Below are 19,874 nucleotides of genomic sequence, written 5' to 3' on the forward strand. Positions count from 1 at the left end.
CCGCCCTCATCGGCGATGCCCCTGTCCGAATCTCAGGAAGGACTCCCATGCCCCAAACAACGCCGTCTGCCCCCGACGCCCGCACCGTCACGGAGGAGATCCGCCGGGCACGCGCGTACCTGCTCCGCGTCGCGGAGCCTCCCGCACCTGCCCTGCACGCGTTCGTCGAGCTGGTCGGCCCGGTCGAGGCCGCCGAGCGCATCCGCCGCGACGACGACGTCCCCACCGTGATCCGGAGCGAGCTGGTCCACCGGCCTCCCGCTGACGAGGTCGACCGCGACTTCCGCACCGCCGATAAATATGGGGCCCGACTCGTCGTCCCCGAGGACGACGAGTGGCCCGCAGACCAGCTGGCGTGCCTGGAAGGCCGGACGTGGACCGCGGCGCCCCTCGCCTTGTGGGTACGCGGCCCCGCGCTGCTGGACGACGCGCTCCGGCGCGCGGTGTCGGTGGTGGGAGCCAGATCCGCCACGGCGTACGGCGAACACGTGGCGACCGAGTTCGGGTACGGGCTGGCCGAGGAGTCCGTGACCGTGGTCTCCGGCGCCGCATACGGCATCGACGGCGCAGCGCATCGAGGGGCGTTGGCAGCCCACGGGACGACCGTCGCCGTCCTCGCGTGCGGCGTCGACCTCAGCTACCCGGCCGCGCACACTGCCCTGCTCGACCAGATCGCCAAGGAAGGCGCGATCGTGAGCGAGTACGCCCCGGGCACACTGCCTGCCAAGCACAGGTTTTTGGTCCGGAACCGGCTGATCGCGGCGCTGGCGTCCGCCACGGTCGTCGTCGAAGCAGGCACGCGCAGCGGCAGCCGCAACACCGCCACCACGGCCAAGCGCCTGGGCAAACCGGTCGGCGCCGTCCCCGGTCCGGTCACCTCCGCCACCTCCCAGGGGTGCCACGACCTGCTCCGCACCAAGGCGGCGCAGCTCATCGAGACCATCGACGATGTCCTCGCCCTGGCCAGCCTGCACACCGACACCAGCCGCCCCGGCTAACCGTTCGCGGCCCGCGCGAAGCCCGCTCATCCGCGCGCGGAGACCACCATGACCACCTTGATCCGCCCAGGACAGCGAGTCCGGGTCCACGTCAACCTCCACCTGCGCCGACTCGCTGTCTGCGACCCGCGCACCACCCGGGTCATCACCTACGTCGAGGACCTCGTGCTCACCGACGTTCAGTTCCGAGTCCAACCCCGCTGCGCGCAAAAGGTCCAACAGAGCCAGGTCCGAGCCGTGTGCGCCTACGCGGTCGGCCTGATCGCCGAACCCGACCCAGGCGCGACCCGAGTTGCCCGGGTGCACTGCGACCCGCGCGCCCGCGCTGACTTCCACGACGCCGCGACCGGACAACCGATCACCCACGCCGACCGCGTCGGCTTCTCCAGTGTGCGCGCCTACCTCCTCGCCCAACCGGCCTCACCCACGTCGGCGGCGCGCGACGCGGCCGACCTCGACAGCGGCTGCCGCGGCTGCCGCGGCTGCACCACCGATCCACACGAATGTCCACAGAGGAGCAAAGATGACGTCCTATTCGGTGCAGACCCCGCAGGGGCCGGGCGAGATCTCCGTTGAGCAGTACTTCCCCAACGTGGAGCTGGCCCCGGCGAGGTCGGGCGGACCGGCTGTCCGGGGCAGCCGAGCCATCCTCGCCAGCACCGGGGCATGGGGAACGGTGTGGGCGGTGTTCGAGCGCGGCAAAGGCTCGTGGACGCAGGTCACGGGCGAGCTCACCGCAGAGCAGCTCGCCGACTGGCGGCAACACATCAGCGCAGGCGGGTTCAAGCCGAACCCGTTCGAGGCGTGGTTGTGCGGGGCAGTCGAGCAGGTCCAGCCGCAGGACGACGAAAAGCCCGTAGAGAAATGACCAGCTGACCAGCAGGGGACGAGGGCTGCCGCGGGCCGGAGAGCGGCAGCAGCGCCCAAGCGGTGGTCGAGCCGCAACCTGCCCCACTGGCGGGACGGGGGCAAGCCCAAAGGGCGGGGCTTGCCCCCGGCTCCGCCACCGGGGCCAGGCGTGCGCGCCCACCGCCCAGGGCGCGGACCACTCGCCCCGGGTGCGGGGCGCCGACTTCCCCGACCCGAAAGGGATTCCTCATGACTTCGGTCGACCTCGTCCTGCTCACCGAGGCCGGGAACGAGATCAGCGAGCAGCGCCAAGCGGACATGACCGCCCTGGCCAGCAAGATGTTCGGTTTCGACTTCGGCGGCTTGTTCGAGTGCATGGAGTGGGGTGAGGACGAGATCGTCGCGGCCCGCGCCCGCTTCCCCCAAGCCGCCGACCTCCTCTTCCACAGCTTCACCCTGCTGCGCCCCGGGGACAACCTCACCCGATCCAGCACCGAGTTCGTCTACCGCTCGCACTGCCGCGAGCTGCTCGACCGCGTCGCTAGCGGGGAGGACACCCGGACCGCCACCGCCGCCGAGATCTGCTGCGTGGTGGGCCAGGTGAGCAAAGAAATCAAGCTCACCTCGGCCGCCTTCGGCCTCTACACGCGCATGTGGATCAAGGCCGGGTTCCCGTATCTGCAGGAGTTCACCGAGGTCAGCGGGCACTACGAGGCGGTGTTGCGGACCACCATCGACGACTACGAGTCCGACGCCCGCAGCAAGCTCGCCGACCCCGAGCGCGTGCTGGGCACGATCGAGTGCTCCGGCCGTCACCACGGCGAGGAAGTCGAGTGCGCCTACATCCCGCCGGGCCAGCTCGCCCTCGCTGCCTGAACCCCTCAGCCCTACCCGCCAGCGCGGGGCGTAGGGCTCCTGCTGCCCACCTAGTGCCCTTCCCTCAGACACCTCCCAGGGAGCTATCACATGCCCGACGACTCCGAGACCGACAACACCCCCGCGTCCGAGCAGCCCCAGGGCGCAGCCAACTGGACCTCCGATGGCGACCACACCCGGCCCGAGTGGATGACCTCCGAGCGCGGGGCCATGACCGTCATGGAGATCCGGCTCACCAGCGGCGAGCCGGTCGACATCAGCGAAGTCGACGCCGAGCGGGAGATCGCCGCCCGGGTGGGCACCGCGAACCTGCGCCGGCTCGTCGTGCTCGAGCACGTGCAGGTCTGGCTCGGCGTCGACGCCGCTGCCACCGAGCCCGTGAACCTCGGGGCGACACGCTTCGTGCACCAGCTCATCGAGTCGGTCAGCACCGGGGACTACGCGGCAGGCGACGCCGAGCGTGACAGCGCGCGGAGGCTGCTGGCCCACCCCGAGAACCTGCCCGTCATCCACGGCACATGCGTCGTGACCGGAGTCGGGGTCGAGGGCGAGGCCGCGTCGTTCGACACCTCCTTTCAGGACTGGTTCACCCGCCTCATCGACCTCATCCAGGAAAACCGCGCCGCAGAGACGGTCGCCCGCCTGCGTGAGGCGGGGCTGCCCGTCGAGTGGGCGGGCGGCAAGGTCTACACCTTCGACTACTGACCCGTTCGCACCCCGGGCGCCAGCGCACAGCGCTGCTGGTTCTCGCCCGCACACGGTGCCAGCGCTGGGAAGACGGGGGCCAAGCCGCAGGACGCGGCTTGGCCCCCGTCCCGCGCTTACGCCCGTCGCGCACATCCACCGCAGGACCGATCCGCAACCCGATCGAGCGCATCCCACTGTGCCCACTTCCGGAAGGATTACGGTGCCCCCGCTGACCAGGGACCAGGAGAAGCTGCACGCCCAGGCGTGCCAACTGGTCGACCTCGATCGTGATCTCACCGAGGACGAGCGTGCCTTTGTCCTCGACCACTGGCGGGCGTCCGCCACCACCCGCTCCGCGTCCGACCGGGCGTACTTCGCTCCCGCCGGGCTGGCCCGTGACATGTCCTTGGAGTTCTCCGGCGACCGCATCATCGACCTGTGCGCGGGCATCGGCCGGTTGGCCTTCCACGCCCGCGACCTGTGGGGGCACTGGCCCGGCCCGGGACGGGAAATCGTGTGCATCGAGCGCAACCCGCTCTACGTGCGGGTCGGCCGTCGGGTCCTGCCCGAGGCGAGCTGGATCTGCGCGGACATCATGGCCATCCCGAACATGCTCGACGAGCTGGGTCGGTTCGACTGCGCGATCTCCAACCCACCCTACGGGGCCATCCCCCGCTCCGGCAATGCCCCGGGCGGCTACCGGGGGCGCAGGTTCGAGTACCACGCCCTCTCCCTCGCCCGCCTCGTCGCCGACCGGGCCGTCTTCCTCATCCCCCAGGTCTCCGCACCGTTCTCCTACTCGGGCGTGCGCCAGTTCGTCGCCGACGACGGGGACACCGAGCACGCCAAGTTCGCCGCCGCGACCGGTATCGCCCTGGAAGCCAACTGCGGCATCGACACCTCCTTCCACCGCGACGACTGGCACGACCAGGTGCCCTCGCTGGAGATCGTCACCACCGACTTCGACGACATCGAGGCGCCCGAGACCATGCCCGCCGCCACCCGCCGCCGGCTCACCCTCCTCGCCGACCTGCCCTCCCGGGACGCCGCCTCGGCGTCACCGGGCCGCCGGTCCAAGCGGGCAGCATGACCACCGCAGCGCCGGGCAGGCGGCGCGACTACGACCGGCTGCGCCGCACCGGAATGCGGGCCGCGGACGCCTACCGCGAGGCGACCGCGGGAACACGACCGGTCGAGTACCGGGACGGCCCAGGTGACGCGATCACCCTCGCCCTCGACAACCCGGCGCTGTCCCGTCTCGTGATCACCGCTACGGCCGAACTCACCGACGACGATGATCTACGGGAGTTCGGCGAGTTCACCCACGCGGACGCCGCCGACACCGTCCCGGTCCGCATCGCCGGGAGGACCGCCCACTTCCGGTCGACCTACCCGCTCGCGCAGCGGCGCGCGGACCTGTCGCGTCTCGGCTACGCCCGCGGGCAGGCCCATGACCTCGCTCTCCACCAGATCCGCGAAGACGCACACCTGCACAGCACGCTCAAGGCCCGCTACGTCCGCGTCGAGGTGCGCAAGGCGGGCGTGCTGCTCGGCGACGCAGGCATCGAGACCTGGCTCCGCGAAGACGAAGACCCTCGCGTGGCGATGGCCGCTGTCATCGCCGATCACGGGCTGTTCGACGACGCACTCGCCGAGGCCCGCCGTGCCCTCCCCCTGCTGATCGAGGCCCTGAGCGCCTGACCCGCACCCACCCAGCACGCCCAAGCACCACGGCGTCCCGACTCCCTGGAGTCCCGTGACCACCCCGTCCGACACACCCATTTCCACGCGCACCGTGGAGATCCCCGACGAGACAGGCCAAGCCTGGCCCGTGGCCGCCTCCGTGGTCACCATCGCCCGCGAGGAGCGCAACGACATCTTCGGTCGTGTCGTCGGCCTCAACGCGCAACTGCACCTGCTCCTGCCTGGTGCGCCCCAGCCAGAGGTCTACTTCCTGTCTCGGCTGGTCGGCGAGCGCCACTGGGCGCAGGACGCCCACTTCGGCCCCGAAGGGCAGCCTTACTTCGTCCACGGGTTCGGCTCCCGAGTCACCCGCAAGCGCGGAATCCACCTGGCGTTGGAAGCCGTCCTGGACGACGCGGCCATCCAGCGCGACCTCGTCACCGACATCGGCCTGGACACGCCACTGGTCCTCGCCGCCGAGGAGGCACAGTGACCGGCTCGACCCCGCGAGACCCGCGCCTGGACATCGACCCCGCCGAGATCGCCGCGGCGCTCGGCATCACCGCAGGCGCCGACTACGAGTTCACCGACGCCTACGGCGTCACCTACCGCGGGACCTCCGCGCACGTCGCCCTGGCCGCGCTCGCGCGTCCGGACCGCGTCCGGGGCATCTACCCCGACCAGCCCGCGGTGGCCCTCGGTGTGCGCGACTACCTGTGTCTGCACGGCGACGCGCGCACACCTGTCAATATTGATGACACCATCGCGCCAGTAGAACAACTTCATGGCAAGAATCGTGGTCGACCGTGTTCGAGGTACAAGACCACGTCGCACTGGTATGCGCGGTACGCCTGCGCAATTCTACGCTCAAGTCGAGGGATGAGGTAGTCGCCGAGATCGTTGACCGACACCCATTCGGTCACGTCAATTTCGACACCGTCTACCCTAATCTCGTTTTCATCTTCTCCCAGTTCGCCGCAGTCAAACACATAAAGCACTTTGTCACCTTCGGATTCATTCGGCGCCCAGTCGTGAACCAATAGACGGTGAACCGTTCTGTTCAGCCCCAGTTCTTCACGCACTTCCCGTTCGCATGCGGCGGCGGGCGACTCCCCTCTGTCCACGTATCCCCCCGGAATGTCCCACCGGTTGCCGTAGGTCTTGCGCACCAATAGCACCTGATCATTGCGTACAAAAAGCGCGCCCGCCGCGAGGCGCGGTGTTGCGAAGCTGTCTGCCGGAGTATCCATTAAAACGCTACCGCAAGGTTGAGACGCTGCGACAATTTTTCGAGTTCGACACTCGGCTTTCCTGGCGATCCTTCAACCATCGCTGTGACAACCTTTTCCGTCAAGTGATGCTGCCGCACCTGCTCGGGTGCCATTCTTTCAGCCTTGATGACCGTGGTCAATGCCTCATTCCGGTTGCCGGTCAGCGCGTGAGCCCTGGCGACATCCAAGAGATACCTAACCTTGCGCTCAACCGGAATTGACGACGCAAGCACGGGGACGGTGGAGCTTAGAACGGCGTCCATGTCGCCCAATTCTGCCGCCGTGTTGACGCGATGTATTGCGACATTCGTCGGGCCGAAAGCGGTCCAGAGGTCGTTTGCATCGTGACCCAAACGCCACGCCATGCTGTCCGCTTCTTCCAGGTATTCGGCTGTTTTTCCCGCATCACCGAAGCGTGCCGCCGCCATAGCACCCGCTAGGAACAACATCCCGTAGACAGACAAGATGGTGCGATTCGTGCCGATATCCTGCTCAAGGAAGCGAGCGCCGGATTCGACTAGCCTCATAGCGGACTCAAAACGCCCTGTAGCCAACATCGAGAACGCCACAGAACGCATCAGTGAGCCATGAACTGTCAGGTCACCTGCTTTGACTGCTGCATTCATTCCCCGTTCGGATGCGATCCATGCCAGATCCGGTTCGCCGTATTTGATCAGCACCGATGCCGCAGCCTGGTACGAGAGCGCCAACACGGCGTGAACTTCGCCGCTATCTGCATCTTGTTCGCGCGCGAGAGTCCTCGCATCTGACAGAAGTGCACAGACACGACTGGCCGCGATGGTGAAGCGTGACTGCTGATACGAATCAAAGGTGAATTTCAAGTCCCGCTTGAGATCCCGAATTTCCATGGGTTCACTCGCCCGTGCGCCGTCGAATCCGTAATCAGTGAGCGCATCGCGTAGTTCCATGATGGCAGGAACAGCAGCGGGCGCAACCGAGCTTGCAGGCGAATGATGACGCCTTCTGTCAGATATCGGATGCACCGGAAGTGGCGCTTTCCACGTAGCCTCAATGCGACGACCCCGACGTTCTTCTTTCGCACGTTCACGGAGGGAAGTCAGCCTGCCGCCGGCGCTCAACGCTTCGTCCAGCGCACAGATCAAATCCAGCGAAGGAAGGTTTTTATTAGGACGCTCCGCCAGGGACACGTATTGGCGCGTATATCCTACCCGGCTTGCCAACTCCGGCTGACTCAATCCAGCTTCCTTGCGCAGTCGCTTTACCTCCTTGTAGAGCAGGACGGCCGCTTCGCCCATCTCGGTTTTGGCGACTTGCTCCATTTCATCGAGAATGTCTCCGAGTTCGTCTAGGCTGATGTTCAATGCGCGTGCGAGACGAGGTCGCATCCAAGGGGCTGGATCTTGGGTGCCCCGCTCCCAACGTGAGACAGAGTTGTTGCCAACCTTCACCAATTCGGCCAGTTGCTCCTGCGAAAGACCCGCCCTTCCACGAGCGTCGGCAAGGGAGTTAATTTCGCGCGCCGCTTCCCGCTTCTCTTCGTTGTCACCGCGAAGATCATCCATGAGAACTCCCCTTGATTACGAAGGCGGCACCGCTGTTCACCTAGTATAGCGCCGCTTGTGCACAACTCGATTCGCTTACCCCTGCACAAAGTAGTGATCATTTGCGATCAAACGCCCTATGCGCCTTGCGCGTCGGACACACGTGACCGACCCCCTGCAGGGCGTGCCACCACCGGCGCGCGGGGCGGACCGCCCGCGTCTGCGAATCACCGCCACCGGCCCCGACGACGGCGGTGTCGTGGAGATACCGGTGCGGGTCGATGCGGAGGAGTCGTTCTCCTGGTCGTTCACCAAGCGCATCCCGGTCCCCGTCGACGAACTCACCGACCTGCTCATCCGACCGGACGGTCGGATCTCGGACTTCCTCGTCGACTACCGCGACCACATCGACCCCTACCTCGACCACACGCCCGAGCACTCCTGGGGTGTCGTCGTGACCGGCCAGCTGGCCGACCCGGGCACCAGGACCGTCGATGACGAGCCCGACAACGCGCCTTCGCAGGTCGCGCTGTTCTTCGTCGGCCCGGACCAGGCCACTGCCCTGGAGGGCAGGGCCTACCGCACCTGGAGACGCGCCGCCCAGGCAGCACTGCCCGACGACACCGTCTTCCGCACGTTCGTGGACCTGCACCCCGACGACCTGACCCCCATGCCCTGACCCGCTCGAACCCCCGCCCCGACCCCAGGAGGACTTCGTGCCCACGGTCACCGTCCTCGCCGCGACCACCCGCACCCAGGGGACGCGCGACACCGACTTCATCACCTGCTCACCGCCGGAGTTGGTCGACATCACCGCGGCCTGCGCGCACCCACCCGCCGACCAGAGCACGTGCTGGCACTGCCGCGCCTTCACCGGCCTCGACACCCGCCGGGCCACGACCACCGCCGAGGTCGTCGAACTCGACATGTCCGTGGACGACTACGTCACCGTCCACCTGACCAGCCTGCTGCGCGCCGGGCTGCCCGACACCCCGAAGGTGCGGCAATGGGCCCGCGAAGCCGCCCTGGAGATGCTGCGCATCGCCGCGGTCTTCCCCGTCGGCGCGGTCGTCGACCGTGACGGCGACGTCATCGAACAGCGGGCGGCGTAAGCCGCGCGTCCCTGCGGGATTCGGTGGCAGCACCCGCAGCGTGCACCGGGTGCGGGTGGGGGGCAAGCCCAGAAGAGCGGGCTTGCCCCCCACCTCGCCACCGGCGCCGCGCAGGGTGCCCACCACCGAGTCCGCAGGAGGCAGCCCCTCCTGGGAAAGGGCACCGATGGCCACGATCTACGCCCATGTGACCTGCACCCGCACGATCCACACCAGCGACGAGGACGACGAGCCCATCTACCAGTACGGCTGGATCGACCCCTGGTGGTCGCGCACCGAGCTGCTCGAGTCCCGCAACGACGCGCCACCGGTCGTGCACTGCGCCGAGGATGAACCCGACCTCGCCGACCACGTCCGCGACGCGCTCGCCTCCCACCTGCCAGGCCCCGTCCACAACAACGGCGAGGGCACCTTCTACGCGGGCGCCGACCACACCCCCACCGACGACGAAGGCAGCTACACCTACGCCCTCCACTTCACCCGCAAGGACTTCCACCCGGGGACGGGATGGACGGAGTCCTCGTGGTGCCCCATCGACGACGGTCACCTCGACCTCGGAAAGGACCTGGCCCCATGACCGACGTCCACACCCTCGGTTACACCGTCGCCCGTGCTCTCGGCGAGGGCTGGACGGCCATCCCCGGCCACCTCACCGGCCGCCGCGACGCCATCCTCACCGGCGACGGCGAAGAGAAGCTGCTGCTGTCGCTGACCTCCGCAGCCGAACCTCGGTTGACGATTCGGGGAACCTTCAGCCCGCAGGAGCAGCGCACCCGTCCCTGGCACGCCCACGAACACATGATCACGGTGGCCCCGACCCGGGCACCCGGACAGATCGCCGTGGAGATCACCAGACGACTGCTGCCCGACTACCGCGCCGAGAAGCACACCACCAAGCGGCACGCCGACCTCGCCAGGCAGGAGGAGGCCGCCCGGGTCGACCTGCTGCACGCCCTCGCGCTCGACCACGGCGCGGGCACAGCCCACTTCCTCCCGGGCGACAACGAGTTCCGCGTCGGGCACTACGACTGCGGCACGCGCGTCAAGGTCACCTCGCACCAGTGGGCGCAGTTCACCGCCCGCGTGCCCGCCGAGCTGGCCCGCAAACTCAACGCCTTCCTCGCCGAGCACCTCCCGCAGCACCCCGCCGACAAAGCCGGGTGACCGCCCGGACCGTCCACCCGCGCACACCCTGCTCACCGCCACCAGCACCCCGGTGCTGGTGGCGGTCCCCGTCCTGCACCCCAACGACCACCCGCCTGCTCCACGACAGCCCAGGAGAGACCCACCATGACCGCTGACGCCATCACCCTGTCCATCAGCACGCCGGAAGGCCTCATCGCCGCGGTGCCGAACGTGCTCGGCTTCCACCCGCACGAGTCCATCGTCGTGATCACCGTGACCGCGGAGCACAGCCTCGGCGTCACCCTGCGCATCCCCCTCGACACCGACCCCGACACCATCCTGGACGCGCTGAACTCCGTCACCGAAACCGGCATCGCCACGGCCATGGTGGTCGTCGTCGGCCCCGGGGCCGCGGCAGACCACGAGCCCGCCTACCGGACGGTGCGCTCCGCGCTCGAGGGCAACGGCGTCGTCGTGGCGGCCGGGCTCTGGGCCCAGGCCACCACAGGCAACCAGCGCTGGTCCAGCTACGACAACCCCGCCCTGCACGGCACGACCTCCGACTCCTCCGCCACCCTGCTCAGCGCCGAACTCGCGATGCGGGGCCTGCGCGTCCACGACTCAATCCATGAGCTGGCCGCGTTGCTGGCCCCCGAACCCGCCGACGTGCTGCGGGCCCGCGGTCACCAGGCCGCCGCCCTGGCCGAGGACGGCCACACCGGGGACGTGAACGACCTCGTGCGGCTCGTCGAACAGACCGCCGCCGACCCCGCCGCACCCCTGACGATGGACCTGCCGCGCCTGGCGCTGGCCCTGACGGCGCGGGACGCGCCGAACGTCTGCGCCACGTTGGTCGTCGAGGGGCACGGTCGCGCTGTCGAGCACGTGATGACCCTCCTCGCCCGCGGGCTGCCCGACCGGTTCCGCGCGTGCGCTGCCGCCCTCGCCGCCCTCGCCGCCTACGACAACGGCAACGGCGCCTTCGCCCGGCTGTGCGTCGAGGCCGCACTGGAGGCAGACCCCGCCCACATGCTGGCGCAGCTGATGAACGCGGTCATCGCCTCCAGCTTTCCGCCGCACGAACTGCGCAAGCTGCTGCACGAGGCGGTGGCGGCGTGAACCCGGGGCAGGCAGAGCCTGCGACTCAGCAGACCGAGCACGACCCCTTCGCCGTGACCGAGACACCCGACCACGTGGCCGTCCGATCCTCTTCTGACGCGGAGATCATCGTGACCACCGGCGAGGACGGCGCCCTGCTCGTCGAAGTCGTGCACCCGTGCGACTGGCCCGAATCCGCAGCGGGACCGGAAGACACCCGGGTGTGGGTCAACGACGGCCTGGTTTACCCGGCCGCTTCCTGACCGCCCACCCAGTGTGACGGCAGGAACGGCAGCGCGCTCAGGTCCTGCTCCGTCGTGGTGGACCGCAACGACCCTGCAGGAGGTGGTGGGGTGGCGCAAGCGAAAAGCAGCTTGCCCCACCCCACCACCTCCTGCGACCGGGTCGCGCTCCACCACAACGGAGCAGACGACACGACGTAAGGAGAGCCGCATGTGGAACTCGCTGCTGGGAGCCCTGGCCATCGAGGGGATGGTGCTGCTCGGCCTCATCCTGGTGCCCGGAGCACCGAAGTTGATCGACGCGATCAGCGACCGCATCCGCCACGGCGCCCACTACCCCGTCGAGCACGAGGGGAACGAGGCCGTCGACGACGAGGAGCGCGAGCCCGCAGCGCCGGTCGCCTCCGCCAAGCCCGGCAAGGCCGCTGCCTGATCAGCGCCACGAGCACCCAGCACCCCAGCTCCCGCCCCGCCATGATCAGGAGGCACGCAGTGACCTACCAGTGGGCCATCGTCGGCGGCACCCAGCCCTGCCGCACCGTCACCCACCACCACTACGCCGAGACCGTGCGGCTGTGCGCGGCGATGACCGGCATCGGCATGGCGCACGCCACCACCTTCCCGTCCTTCCCCGACAGCGACCACCTCGCCGACGCGGACTTCCGCGACGAGCGGCCCGTCACCGACCGGTCCCGCGCCTACCTGCGCGCCCTGCGCGCGATCCAGGTCGACCACGGCAGCCACGGCCGCGACCGCGTCCCCGGCATCCCCAGCCACAAGCTGTCCAGCGCGGACCACTGGCACGTCACCGCGCCGGAGTGCATCGAGGCACTCGCCGCCTACGACGCGGCCCGCAGGACGGGCTTTCCCCTCCCTGCGCGACTGGCCGACGACATCGTGCCCTTCCTCCGCCACGCAGCCCGGAGCAGCGGCTTCCGGGTCAGCTGACCCACGCCGCTTCAGCAGGTCCCCGCCGCCGTCCTGCTTCACGCCCGGTGGCGGGGGCCTGCCGTGCATCCCTGCATTCCCCGCGCCCGCCGCCGGGCGCACACCCCCGAGGAGCCAGCCGTGACGTCTGTCCTCACCCCCGAAAAGACCGAGAAGATCATCGCCTTCGCCCGTGACACCCGGGCCGCGACCGGCCGGGTCCCCGGCCGCCGAACCCTGGCCCGCGAGTTCGCGGTGTCCGAGTACGCCCTGCGCTCGCTGAACCTGCGCGACCTCCTCGCCCGCACCGAGAAGACGCAGCGCCGAGCCCTCCTGCACTCCACCCCGCCGCTGACGGTGCCCCTGCAGCGCGGACCGCGCCGCGCAGGCATCCGCCTCACGCCGCCCGCCAACCAACCGCCCCAGCAGGAGAGGCCGCCGGAACCCGGACAACCGCCTGGTGCCGACAACGCGACCGCCGGCGAGGCACCCGCAGCGGACCTCCCGGACGAATCGCTGCCCAGCAAGCCCGCCGCGGCCCCCGAGGTCACCCCCGAGGCAGCCGTGGAGATGCCGCCGGAGGCGCAGGAAACGACGCAGGAGCCGCCGATCGCGCCGATCCTCCCCGTCCCGGAGCGGGGCGTTGCCCGCTGGCCGCTGCTGTTCATGGCCGCCCCCGCCGGTGTGGCGATCTGGGGCGGCTGGGTGGAGCTGGGCAGGATGGCCGGGTTCGGGCCGGTCAACCTGTTGCCCGGCCTGCTCGACCAGGTCACCCTCGACCTGGCCATCACCCTGCCCGTCGGCCTGGAGGTCTACGCCGCCTACGCCATGCTCGTCTGGCTCGGCGGCAGCGCCCAGACCCCGCAAGCCCGGCGCTTCGCCGCCGTGTCCGCGGTGGTCTCCCTCGTCCTCGGCTCAGCCGGGCAGATCGCCTACCACCTCATGGCCGCCGCCGGGATCACCCGCGCCCCGTGGCCGATCACCGCCGCCGTCGCCGTCCTGCCCGTCGCCGTGCTCGGCATGGGCACCGCCCTCGCCCACCTCGTGCACAAACCACGACGAGCCCCGGCGACGCCCACCGTTCCCCTGGAGGCCGCATGACGGCGCTCCCAGCGTTCGACGACGAGCCACTCAACCGGCACAGGTGGATCACCACCTACGACCACCAGCGCAGCTACATCCTGCCCACCACCGTGGACACCAACATCCCGCCCGCAGGCTCCCTGGGCGGTTTCGGGGCGCACGACTGGGCACGCGGGCATCTGGTCGAACTCCACCAGCGCCTAGGCGGCACGCCGGTCTCGCTGCACTACCAGGAGCTGGACAGCGGGAACCCCGTCAGGAACCCCGTCGGCCAGGAAGTCACGGTCACTCTTCGCGACGAACGCGGGGACGTCGTCACCGTCGTGTCCCGTACGGAGAACTGGCCCTTCGGACCGCGCGGCGACCACTGGGAGCTTGCCGTCGACGGCGTCCGCCCCCGCGGTGGGCTGCACACCTACCCGCCCACGTTGCCATACTTGGCTTTCCTCGTGTACCTGCACCTCGGCAGGCGGCTGGGCCCCGCTCCGCACGACGCGCTCCCCGCACCGCTGGCACGGTTCCTTCCACCCACCCGCACCGACCCGGCCCTCGGTGGTCGGCCATGACCACGGCCAGGCTTTCCGGCCAGGTGCGATTGCGGGCCGCCCGCGCCCGCACCTGGCGGCGGACCGCACCGCCGCGCCTGATGGGCCACGCCCTGGCCGCCGCCCGCCGCGGGATGGCTGTCTTCCCGCTGTGGCCGCGGTCGAAGACCCCGTCCCTGCACGGTCGGCGCGACTGCGACGGCACCGGGGTGTGCTCCGCCGGGCACCTGGGCTGGGAGCAGCGCGCCACAACCGACCCGGACCTCATCCGACACTGGTGGAGCGAGTCCCCGTCGAGCAACATCGGCGTGGCCTGCGGTCCCAGCCGCATCTACGTCCTCGACCTCGACACCGCCCACGGCGAGCAAGCCCCCGAACCCTGGACAGGCGCGCGCCACGGCCGCGACGTCCTCGCCCAACTCGCCGAGCAAGCCGGGCAGCCCACCCCGGCCACCTTCACCGTCCGCACCCCGACCGGCGGCCTGCACCTGTACTTCCGGGTCCCCGCCGACAGCCCGCTGCGCAACACGACCGGACGCGTCGGGTGGCGCATCGACAGCCGCGGACAAGGCGGACTGGTCGTCGCCCCAGGATCGTTACGCCGCAACGGCAGCTACACCGTCGCCCACCGCGGACCGATCGAGCCGCTGCCTGCATGGGTGGCGGACAAGGTCGCCCCGCCCCTGCGGCCCGAGCCTGAACCGGAACCGCTCGCCCCGACCACCCCGCTCTCGGACATCCGACGCCGGCGGTACTTGGAGACCGTCTGCGCCGGAGTGGCACACGCCCCGCCGCGCACCGCTCACGACGCCCTCGTCCGCGCCGCCTACACCCTCGGGCGTCTGGTCGCGGGCGGCGAGTTCACCGACGACGACGCCCGCGCCAGCCTGCACATCGCCGCCCACCACCGGCGCATTCCCGCTCATGAAGCCGACGCCGCCGTCACCGACGGCATGACCGCGGGCAGCCGGTACCCCCGACAGCTCGAAGACCGCAACTGACGCGGCCAGAGCCCTCAGCACCTCCTGATCCGACTACACAAGGGAGACCCCCATGCCCGAGGACATCCCCGATCGGCCCTACTTCGTCGTCCCGGCACCGCTGCGGCTGTGGACGAGGGAATGGGTCCCGTCCCCCGCCGTGAGCATGGTCATCGACGGCCCCTCCGGGGCGGTCGAGCTGCGGCTGCGTCCCGACCTCATCGACACCCCCATCGGCGGCACGTCGATCCAGTACCACTCCCGCACACCCCGCGCGATGACCACCACGCACCAGGACTGCCTGTTCCTCGGCGGAGCCACCTGCTACTCCGACGGCACCGCCTTGGCCCCAGGCAACCAAATCGACGCGTGGGTCCGGTCAGGCCAGGGACAGGACGTCGTCGACGAACTGGTCCACCGCTACTTCGCCGAGTGGCCGGCCGATCGAGTCGAACCAGGCCCCGCCGAGGCTCCCGACTCGCGCCCCGACGAGCAGGCGCCGCCTCCCGACACCGAGCGGCCATGACCACACGCCTCCACCCGGAGCCGGGTGGAAAGAGCAAGAGCGGGATGGGACGGGGGAAGAGGGATCGGGGACAACCCCGGGGGCCCGCCGACCTGCTCCGACCGTATCAGCCCGCCAGGGTTCGCGCCGATGAACCCGGCCAAAAAGACGGCCGGAACCCCCGCCGCCCTTCGGCCCTGACACGGGCTGATCCGGCGCTCCGCAGATCGACAGCCCCCCGGGGCCGCCCCCGCTCTGCTTCGGCAGGGCGGGGGACGGTGCTCGGCAACCACATCACGAAGGAGTCCACCATGGCCGGAGAGACCACCATCACCGTCGTCGGCAACCTGACCGCCGACCCGGAGCTGCGCTTCACCCAGTCCGGAGTGGCCGTCGCCAACTTCACCGTCGCGTCCACCCCGCGCACCTTCGACCGGCAGAGCAACGAATGGCGCGACGGCGAGGCGCTGTTCCTGCGCTGCACCGTCTGGCGCCAGGTCGCGGAGAACGTGGCCGAGTCGCTGACCCGCGGCACCCGCGTCATCGTCCAGGGCAACCTCCGGCAGACCAGCTACACGACCCGCGAGGGCGAGAAGCGCACCGGCTACGAGCTCGACGTGACCGAGATCGGCGCGTCGCTGACCTTCGCCACCGCCGAGGTCACCAAGGTCTCCCGCACCAACGGCGCGACCAGGACCGCGGTCGCCGAGGACCCGTGGGCGTCCCTGCCCTCGGCCAAGCCCGAGTTGGCCGCCGTCAGCTAAGCCCCGCCCGGCGGGCTGGCCGGACCCGCGTCCCGGCCAGCCCGCCGGTTCCACCCGCTGTCTCTCTGGCGGAGCGAGGCGCGCGCCGACCCCCACGGCGCTGCCGCCCGCTCACCCCGCGACCGGGCGCGCTGCCTGCCCCCGGCAGCCGCGCCCGGTCGCGGGCCTGCCCCGCACACCCGCGCAGGAGGTCGTTTCCGTGCGTTCCTTTCCTCCCGGCACCGACGAGCACGACCTCGCCGTAAACTTCGGCGGGCTTCGGTACGGAATGTTCTTCGGGCCCGCACCGACCCGAGGCAGGCCACCCGCCTCTCCACCTCCCGCCGCCAGGAGCGTGGAGGACAGCGCGTGCCCGCTGTGCCGGTTCTGGCGCCGCTTCCGCGACGCCTGCGACGGCCACCGCGGCTACTCGTTCCAGTACGAGCCCGGCGGCCCGGTGCGCCGGATCGAGTGCCCGCTCTGCCGCGAGGACTGGCACCGCGACCTCGCGTGGTTCCGCTTCGCCCTGCGCGACCCCGCCGCCGCCGCGGCGGACCTGCGCACGCGAGCGCACCAGACCCTGGCCACCCTGGACGCGGGCTGATGAGCGCCCCCGGTCGCCCGCACCCCGGCGCGCAACCAGCTCGCCGCGGCCCTGCGACGCGCGGGCCCCGGCAGCCAGGCGGTACCCGGGACCTGGGCAAACCTGCCGGAAATCGTCGTACCCCTGCACTACCCTCGGAAGACATGAGGAGCAGCCATCTCGTCATCTTCTTCCGATGGATCGGCGCAGCCGGCATGGGCAGCTACGCCGGAGCAGCCGCAGCCGGACTCATCGCCGTGGTCACCGGCCGAGTGTTCGCACCCACCAGCCACTGGCCGCAAGCGCTGCCCGGCCTGATGCTGCTGGGAGCAGCTCTCACCGCGGGCGCGGTCGTGCTCACCCGCCAGTGGCTCTTCCCCCGGATCACCCGACGCCGGGCACTCCGGGGCGCCGCCGCCGGAGCCGTCCTCACCCCGCTCACCGTCACCATCAGCTACCTCGAAGACATCGCCTGGGTCGTGCTCCTGCTGATGGCGATCGGCTGGCTCATCGCCTGCTTCACCTGGCTCCGCTGGTTTCGCGCGACCCGCAACGGCACCGTCACCCCGGCCCCCCGCCGCTCCACCGTCGACCACGGCGCGACGGCCGCCCGACGCTGACGCCGGCAACCAAGGGAGGGGCGGGCCGCCGGCCCGCCCCTCCCTTGTCTTTCGCTCGTCAGCCCGCCCAAGCTGGGGACGACGTCGGGCCCATCCCGTCGACCCCGCCAGATGGGGCAGGCGCATCAGCCACCGCCTCCGGCCCGTCCGCTTCCGGCACCGGTGTGGAGGCGCTCTCGCGCGAGGCGACCTGTGCCGCGGGCTCGTCGCGTCCTGCCGCCTGCCGACCTTCGCCGATCAACTTCCGCGCCGCCTTCTCACTCAACTCGAGCAGCTCGCCGACCTGCTCGACGGTGCGGTCCGACTCGTGAATGGACAGCGCGGCCCTGGCCTGCTCCGCCTCCTGCTCGGCCACCACCCGATCCCGCTTCTCCCGCAGCTCCGCGATGGCCCGCTCCAACGGCCGGACCCGCTCCTCGCACTCCGCCTCCGCCGCCACGATCTTCTGCCCGGCATCAAAGTAGGCGCCCAGCCCGGCCACCACCGCGGCCTCCCGGTCGCGCTGCAGCGCCAACTGCGAGGCGTACCGGGCCCGCGCCGCCTCCAGCTCGCGGCTCACCCGCGTCGACCGACGCCCTCGGCGCGTCGGCTTCGTCGACTCGACCATGTCACCCCCGTAACTCGTGCTCCGTCGACCCCCACCACCCACGCTAGCCGCAACGAGGCACCACGAGCCTGCCCGCACGAAACCCCCGGCAACGGCGAAGGCGTGCCCCACAACAGCAGGACACGCCTTCGGTGCTCGACCACACAAGCCCCGAGGGGCTTTCCACCGCAAGCGGCGGATTCGCCAAAAATGCGGTCAAACCATGTCGGCCCACAGGGCATCAGTAACCCCGACCGACCCCGTCAGTCTACCCGGTCCGGCCTCGCTGCCTGCCACAACCGCAGACCATGACGCCCAGCATCGCGCCATGCCTTCACCGAACGCGCGACACAGTCGGCCTGCCCGACCGCCGCGCGCCTCACCCATGCGCGTGCAGTGGTCACCTCAGGCCCCTGTTTTTCCATTGTCTTATGTCGCCACAGCCGCCTCAAGGAAATATTTAAAAACTTTTCTCCTACGTCGAAAACTTCCTAAATATTTCCTTGACCCGACTGCTGCGACACAAGGATTAACAGGCACAGGGGGTCGGGAAGAAAAACGGATGCCGACAAATAAAGCCGGGGGTCGGTTTACGTCGCAGGCGCACCTCGCGACCTCAAAAGCGCTGGTCAGAAGCCCTTGTTCGCATGTGAAGCAGATCCCAGAAAAAGCGCACGAAAATAGCCTTGAAAACTTGTCTCGAAAGCAATTCGGCGATAGGATCGTCTTGTAAGACAGACCGGGACGCCAAACCTGGTCGACCACAAAGAATCATCAGTGAGGATTCCCATGACTTCTGTCGTGATGACAATTCCGGACGTGCTCGACGAGATCACCGCCGAGTTGAAGGCCGGCCGCATCCGCCGAGCGCGCGCACTCGGCCGCAAGCTGCTCGACAAGGCCGACCTGCGAGACCTGTGGCTCCTGCGCAAGATCGCGGACGTCTTGGAACACCGCCCTTACACCGCCGCAGACATTCTTCGGGGCTGGATGGACCGTGCCCCCGAGGACGCGGGCAGGGACTGCGCAATCATCCGCGCGTGCCTGCCCGAGGACGGCGAGATCAGGCACCGCCCGAGGGGCAAATCCGGCAGCACCCGCCGCTACACCACCAGCACGCCCCGGGCCTCGCGCGTGGTCACCACGCAGAAGCCCAACGGCCGCAAAGCCCGCCGCACCCGCCGCAAGATGAGGGCGGAGGCAGAAGTCCACAGCTACCAGGCAGAGCGCGCCGGAGTCGCCGAGGGCGAGCAGATCCCCGACCGCGACGACCGCGCCGCAGAAGAGCAGGTCTACGCGAGCGGTGTGGACTTCGACCGGGCCGCCCTGTACGGCATGGACACGCCGTACCTGTGCCTGACCTGCACTATCGGCCGAGGTAGGTACGACCTCGACACCGCCCGCGTCAGGGCCGGACGGGGTGACGACGGCCTGTGCGCCCAGTGCCGGGAGAACGGCCGCCGGGGCGTCGCGCCCCTGCCCACCGGTCACACCGACACCCACACCAGTCGGGCGCGTTGCTGGTACCTGTTCAACGCATGGGCCTGCGAGGGAGACGACGCCGTACGGGCCATCCTCCGGGCGGAGTGGAAGCACGCCCCCAGCCCCGAAGCCCGCGACGCGGTGGTCACGTTCGTCGCCGCCCACCTTGCCCCCGAACAGGAAGCACCCGCCACCACCGAGGAGCCGGCAGCCGCCGCCCCGCTGGAGCTGGCAGCCGCAGCCTGATCGAACCGGGGACGACCACCCCGAACGAGAGGTAGAGCCCCCAGGGACCCCTGGGGGCTCTACCTCGCACGCCACCACCCCAGCCCACCCCCCACGCCACCCGAGCACCC

Annotated in this window: 27 protein-coding genes and 1 pseudogene; 25 read left to right on the top strand and 3 right to left on the bottom strand. The window is 69.8% G+C overall.

The window, feature by feature from the left end; translation table 11 throughout:
* Nucleotides 1-47 precede the first annotated feature (47 nt).
* The 9 genes and pseudogenes from dprA to BLS56_RS31715 all read left to right on the top strand — a co-directional run.
* Nucleotides 48-956: pseudogene (dprA, locus tag BLS56_RS23255) on the top strand (DNA-processing protein DprA); the annotation flags it as partial.
* Nucleotides 957-1,046: 90 nt separating this feature from the next.
* Entirely contained in the window at nucleotides 1,047-1,574 is a 528-nt protein-coding gene (locus BLS56_RS23260) for a hypothetical protein (protein ID WP_091454810.1), read from the top strand.
* Nucleotides 1,522-1,866 carry a hypothetical protein gene (locus BLS56_RS23265; RefSeq protein WP_139190924.1) on the top strand — a complete coding sequence of 115 codons (345 nt, stop codon included), beginning with the start codon at nucleotides 1,522-1,524 and terminating at the stop codon, nucleotides 1,864-1,866. The genes BLS56_RS23260 and BLS56_RS23265 overlap by 53 nt, the downstream gene beginning before the upstream one ends.
* 230 nt (nucleotides 1,867-2,096) lie before the next feature.
* Complete coding sequence (locus BLS56_RS23270) at nucleotides 2,097-2,723, top strand: hypothetical protein (protein ID WP_091454816.1); 627 nt, start codon at nucleotides 2,097-2,099, stop codon at nucleotides 2,721-2,723.
* Nucleotides 2,724-2,813: 90 nt separating this feature from the next.
* On the top strand, nucleotides 2,814-3,428 hold the full coding sequence (locus BLS56_RS23275) for a hypothetical protein (protein WP_091454818.1): 615 nt from the start codon (nucleotides 2,814-2,816) through the stop codon (nucleotides 3,426-3,428).
* A gap of 202 nt (nucleotides 3,429-3,630) precedes the next feature.
* On the top strand, nucleotides 3,631-4,500 hold the full coding sequence (locus BLS56_RS31710) for a class I SAM-dependent methyltransferase (RefSeq protein WP_091454821.1): 870 nt from the start codon (nucleotides 3,631-3,633) through the stop codon (nucleotides 4,498-4,500).
* Nucleotides 4,497-5,111 carry a hypothetical protein gene (locus BLS56_RS23285; RefSeq protein ID WP_091454824.1) on the top strand — a complete coding sequence of 205 codons (615 nt, stop codon included), beginning with the start codon at nucleotides 4,497-4,499 and terminating at the stop codon, nucleotides 5,109-5,111. Before BLS56_RS31710 ends, BLS56_RS23285 begins: the two co-directional genes overlap by 4 nt.
* A gap of 55 nt (nucleotides 5,112-5,166) precedes the next feature.
* Nucleotides 5,167-5,586, top strand: coding sequence for a hypothetical protein (locus tag BLS56_RS23290; RefSeq protein ID WP_091454826.1), 420 nt, complete (start codon nucleotides 5,167-5,169; stop codon nucleotides 5,584-5,586).
* On the top strand, nucleotides 5,583-5,981 hold the full coding sequence (locus tag BLS56_RS31715) for a hypothetical protein (protein ID WP_175482993.1): 399 nt from the start codon (nucleotides 5,583-5,585) through the stop codon (nucleotides 5,979-5,981). Before BLS56_RS23290 ends, BLS56_RS31715 begins: the two co-directional genes overlap by 4 nt.
* Here the strand turns inward: BLS56_RS31715 and BLS56_RS23295 are convergent.
* Together BLS56_RS23295 and BLS56_RS23300 are read right to left on the bottom strand one after the other, a co-directional pair.
* Nucleotides 5,876-6,343 (bottom strand): NUDIX domain-containing protein, encoded by a 468-nt coding sequence (locus tag BLS56_RS23295; RefSeq protein ID WP_091454829.1) that lies wholly within the window; start codon nucleotides 6,341-6,343, stop codon nucleotides 5,876-5,878. The genes BLS56_RS31715 and BLS56_RS23295 overlap by 106 nt on opposite strands.
* Entirely contained in the window at nucleotides 6,343-7,908 is a 1,566-nt protein-coding gene (locus BLS56_RS23300) for a helix-turn-helix transcriptional regulator (protein WP_091454832.1), read from the bottom strand. Before BLS56_RS23300 ends, BLS56_RS23295 begins: the two co-directional genes overlap by 1 nt.
* 142 nt (nucleotides 7,909-8,050) lie before the next feature.
* Between BLS56_RS23300 and BLS56_RS23305 the strand changes: the two genes are divergently transcribed.
* The 15 genes from BLS56_RS23305 (at nucleotide 8,051) to BLS56_RS23375 (ending at nucleotide 17,450) form a co-directional block, all read left to right on the top strand.
* Nucleotides 8,051-8,566: a hypothetical protein gene (locus tag BLS56_RS23305; protein ID WP_091454834.1), complete on the top strand. Its 516-nt coding sequence runs from the start codon at nucleotides 8,051-8,053 to the stop codon at nucleotides 8,564-8,566.
* A gap of 37 nt (nucleotides 8,567-8,603) precedes the next feature.
* On the top strand, nucleotides 8,604-8,999 hold the full coding sequence (locus BLS56_RS23310; protein ID WP_091454837.1) for a DUF7715 family protein: 396 nt from the start codon (nucleotides 8,604-8,606) through the stop codon (nucleotides 8,997-8,999).
* A gap of 166 nt (nucleotides 9,000-9,165) precedes the next feature.
* On the top strand, nucleotides 9,166-9,576 hold the full coding sequence (locus tag BLS56_RS23315) for a hypothetical protein (protein WP_091454842.1): 411 nt from the start codon (nucleotides 9,166-9,168) through the stop codon (nucleotides 9,574-9,576).
* On the top strand, nucleotides 9,573-10,163 hold the full coding sequence (locus BLS56_RS23320) for a hypothetical protein (protein ID WP_091454844.1): 591 nt from the start codon (nucleotides 9,573-9,575) through the stop codon (nucleotides 10,161-10,163). Before BLS56_RS23315 ends, BLS56_RS23320 begins: the two co-directional genes overlap by 4 nt.
* 126 nt (nucleotides 10,164-10,289) lie before the next feature.
* Nucleotides 10,290-11,243 (top strand): DUF4192 domain-containing protein, encoded by a 954-nt coding sequence (locus tag BLS56_RS23325; protein WP_091454847.1) that lies wholly within the window; start codon nucleotides 10,290-10,292, stop codon nucleotides 11,241-11,243.
* Between the two features lie 53 nt (nucleotides 11,244-11,296).
* Nucleotides 11,297-11,485: a hypothetical protein gene (locus BLS56_RS23330; protein ID WP_139190925.1), complete on the top strand. Its 189-nt coding sequence runs from the start codon at nucleotides 11,297-11,299 to the stop codon at nucleotides 11,483-11,485.
* A gap of 190 nt (nucleotides 11,486-11,675) precedes the next feature.
* Nucleotides 11,676-11,897, top strand: a complete 222-nt coding sequence (locus BLS56_RS23335) for a hypothetical protein (protein WP_091454851.1) — start codon at nucleotides 11,676-11,678, stop codon at nucleotides 11,895-11,897.
* A 59-nt stretch (nucleotides 11,898-11,956) separates the two neighbouring features.
* On the top strand, nucleotides 11,957-12,412 hold the full coding sequence (locus BLS56_RS23340; RefSeq protein ID WP_091454854.1) for a hypothetical protein: 456 nt from the start codon (nucleotides 11,957-11,959) through the stop codon (nucleotides 12,410-12,412).
* Between the two features lie 120 nt (nucleotides 12,413-12,532).
* A complete protein-coding gene (locus BLS56_RS23345; RefSeq protein WP_091454856.1) occupies nucleotides 12,533-13,492 on the top strand; it encodes a hypothetical protein in 960 nt (319 codons plus the stop codon).
* Entirely contained in the window at nucleotides 13,489-14,040 is a 552-nt protein-coding gene (locus tag BLS56_RS23350; protein ID WP_091454858.1) for a hypothetical protein, read from the top strand. The genes BLS56_RS23345 and BLS56_RS23350 overlap by 4 nt, the downstream gene beginning before the upstream one ends.
* Nucleotides 14,037-15,020 (top strand): bifunctional DNA primase/polymerase, encoded by a 984-nt coding sequence (locus BLS56_RS23355; RefSeq protein WP_228771860.1) that lies wholly within the window; start codon nucleotides 14,037-14,039, stop codon nucleotides 15,018-15,020. Before BLS56_RS23350 ends, BLS56_RS23355 begins: the two co-directional genes overlap by 4 nt.
* Nucleotides 15,021-15,072: 52 nt before the next feature.
* The gene (locus BLS56_RS23360) at nucleotides 15,073-15,525 is read left to right on the top strand and encodes a hypothetical protein (RefSeq protein ID WP_091454861.1); all 453 of its coding nucleotides are present in this window, start codon (nucleotides 15,073-15,075) and stop codon (nucleotides 15,523-15,525) included.
* Nucleotides 15,526-15,815: 290 nt separating this feature from the next.
* Complete coding sequence (locus tag BLS56_RS23365) at nucleotides 15,816-16,268, top strand: single-stranded DNA-binding protein (protein WP_091455180.1); 453 nt, start codon at nucleotides 15,816-15,818, stop codon at nucleotides 16,266-16,268.
* A gap of 199 nt (nucleotides 16,269-16,467) precedes the next feature.
* Nucleotides 16,468-16,851, top strand: coding sequence for a hypothetical protein (locus BLS56_RS30870; protein WP_139190926.1), 384 nt, complete (start codon nucleotides 16,468-16,470; stop codon nucleotides 16,849-16,851).
* A 143-nt stretch (nucleotides 16,852-16,994) separates the two neighbouring features.
* Nucleotides 16,995-17,450 (top strand): hypothetical protein, encoded by a 456-nt coding sequence (locus tag BLS56_RS23375; RefSeq protein ID WP_091454866.1) that lies wholly within the window; start codon nucleotides 16,995-16,997, stop codon nucleotides 17,448-17,450.
* Nucleotides 17,451-17,508: 58 nt separating this feature from the next.
* Here BLS56_RS23375 and BLS56_RS23380 read toward each other — a convergent pair whose 3' ends face one another.
* Complete coding sequence (locus tag BLS56_RS23380) at nucleotides 17,509-18,009, bottom strand: hypothetical protein (RefSeq protein ID WP_091454868.1); 501 nt, start codon at nucleotides 18,007-18,009, stop codon at nucleotides 17,509-17,511.
* An 816-nt stretch (nucleotides 18,010-18,825) separates the two neighbouring features.
* On the opposite strand from BLS56_RS23380, the gene BLS56_RS23385 reads away from it, so the two are divergent.
* Nucleotides 18,826-19,764, top strand: a complete 939-nt coding sequence (locus BLS56_RS23385) for a hypothetical protein (protein WP_091454871.1) — start codon at nucleotides 18,826-18,828, stop codon at nucleotides 19,762-19,764.
* The last annotated feature ends 110 nt before the right edge of the window (nucleotides 19,765-19,874 follow it).

Origin of the sequence: Actinokineospora iranica (assembly GCF_900101685.1) — a bacterium.
Lineage (GTDB): Bacteria > Actinomycetota > Actinomycetes > Mycobacteriales > Pseudonocardiaceae > Actinokineospora > Actinokineospora iranica.

Excerpts from the sequence above, each read along its gene's own strand:
- BLS56_RS23385 (WP_091454871.1), top strand. The coding sequence starts at position 18,826 with ATGACTTCTGTCGTGATGACAATTCCGGACGTGCTCGACGAGATCACC.
- BLS56_RS23260 (WP_091454810.1), top strand. The coding sequence starts at position 1,047 with ATGACCACCTTGATCCGCCCAGGACAGCGAGTCCGGGTCCACGTCAAC.
- BLS56_RS23365 (WP_091455180.1), top strand. The coding sequence starts at position 15,816 with ATGGCCGGAGAGACCACCATCACCGTCGTCGGCAACCTGACCGCCGAC.
- BLS56_RS23295 (WP_091454829.1), bottom strand. The coding sequence starts at position 6,343 with ATGGATACTCCGGCAGACAGCTTCGCAACACCGCGCCTCGCGGCGGGC.
- BLS56_RS23360 (WP_091454861.1), top strand. The coding sequence starts at position 15,073 with ATGCCCGAGGACATCCCCGATCGGCCCTACTTCGTCGTCCCGGCACCG.
- BLS56_RS23275 (WP_091454818.1), top strand. The coding sequence starts at position 2,814 with ATGCCCGACGACTCCGAGACCGACAACACCCCCGCGTCCGAGCAGCCC.
- BLS56_RS23335 (WP_091454851.1), top strand. The coding sequence starts at position 11,676 with ATGTGGAACTCGCTGCTGGGAGCCCTGGCCATCGAGGGGATGGTGCTG.
- BLS56_RS23270 (WP_091454816.1), top strand. The coding sequence starts at position 2,097 with ATGACTTCGGTCGACCTCGTCCTGCTCACCGAGGCCGGGAACGAGATC.
- BLS56_RS23355 (WP_228771860.1), top strand. The coding sequence starts at position 14,037 with ATGACCACGGCCAGGCTTTCCGGCCAGGTGCGATTGCGGGCCGCCCGC.
- BLS56_RS23285 (WP_091454824.1), top strand. The coding sequence starts at position 4,497 with ATGACCACCGCAGCGCCGGGCAGGCGGCGCGACTACGACCGGCTGCGC.
- BLS56_RS23375 (WP_091454866.1), top strand. The coding sequence starts at position 16,995 with ATGAGGAGCAGCCATCTCGTCATCTTCTTCCGATGGATCGGCGCAGCC.
- BLS56_RS23320 (WP_091454844.1), top strand. The coding sequence starts at position 9,573 with ATGACCGACGTCCACACCCTCGGTTACACCGTCGCCCGTGCTCTCGGC.
- BLS56_RS23315 (WP_091454842.1), top strand. The coding sequence starts at position 9,166 with ATGGCCACGATCTACGCCCATGTGACCTGCACCCGCACGATCCACACC.
- BLS56_RS23300 (WP_091454832.1), bottom strand. The coding sequence starts at position 7,908 with ATGGATGATCTTCGCGGTGACAACGAAGAGAAGCGGGAAGCGGCGCGC.
- BLS56_RS23325 (WP_091454847.1), top strand. The coding sequence starts at position 10,290 with ATGACCGCTGACGCCATCACCCTGTCCATCAGCACGCCGGAAGGCCTC.
- BLS56_RS23265 (WP_139190924.1), top strand. The coding sequence starts at position 1,522 with ATGACGTCCTATTCGGTGCAGACCCCGCAGGGGCCGGGCGAGATCTCC.
- BLS56_RS23350 (WP_091454858.1), top strand. The coding sequence starts at position 13,489 with ATGACGGCGCTCCCAGCGTTCGACGACGAGCCACTCAACCGGCACAGG.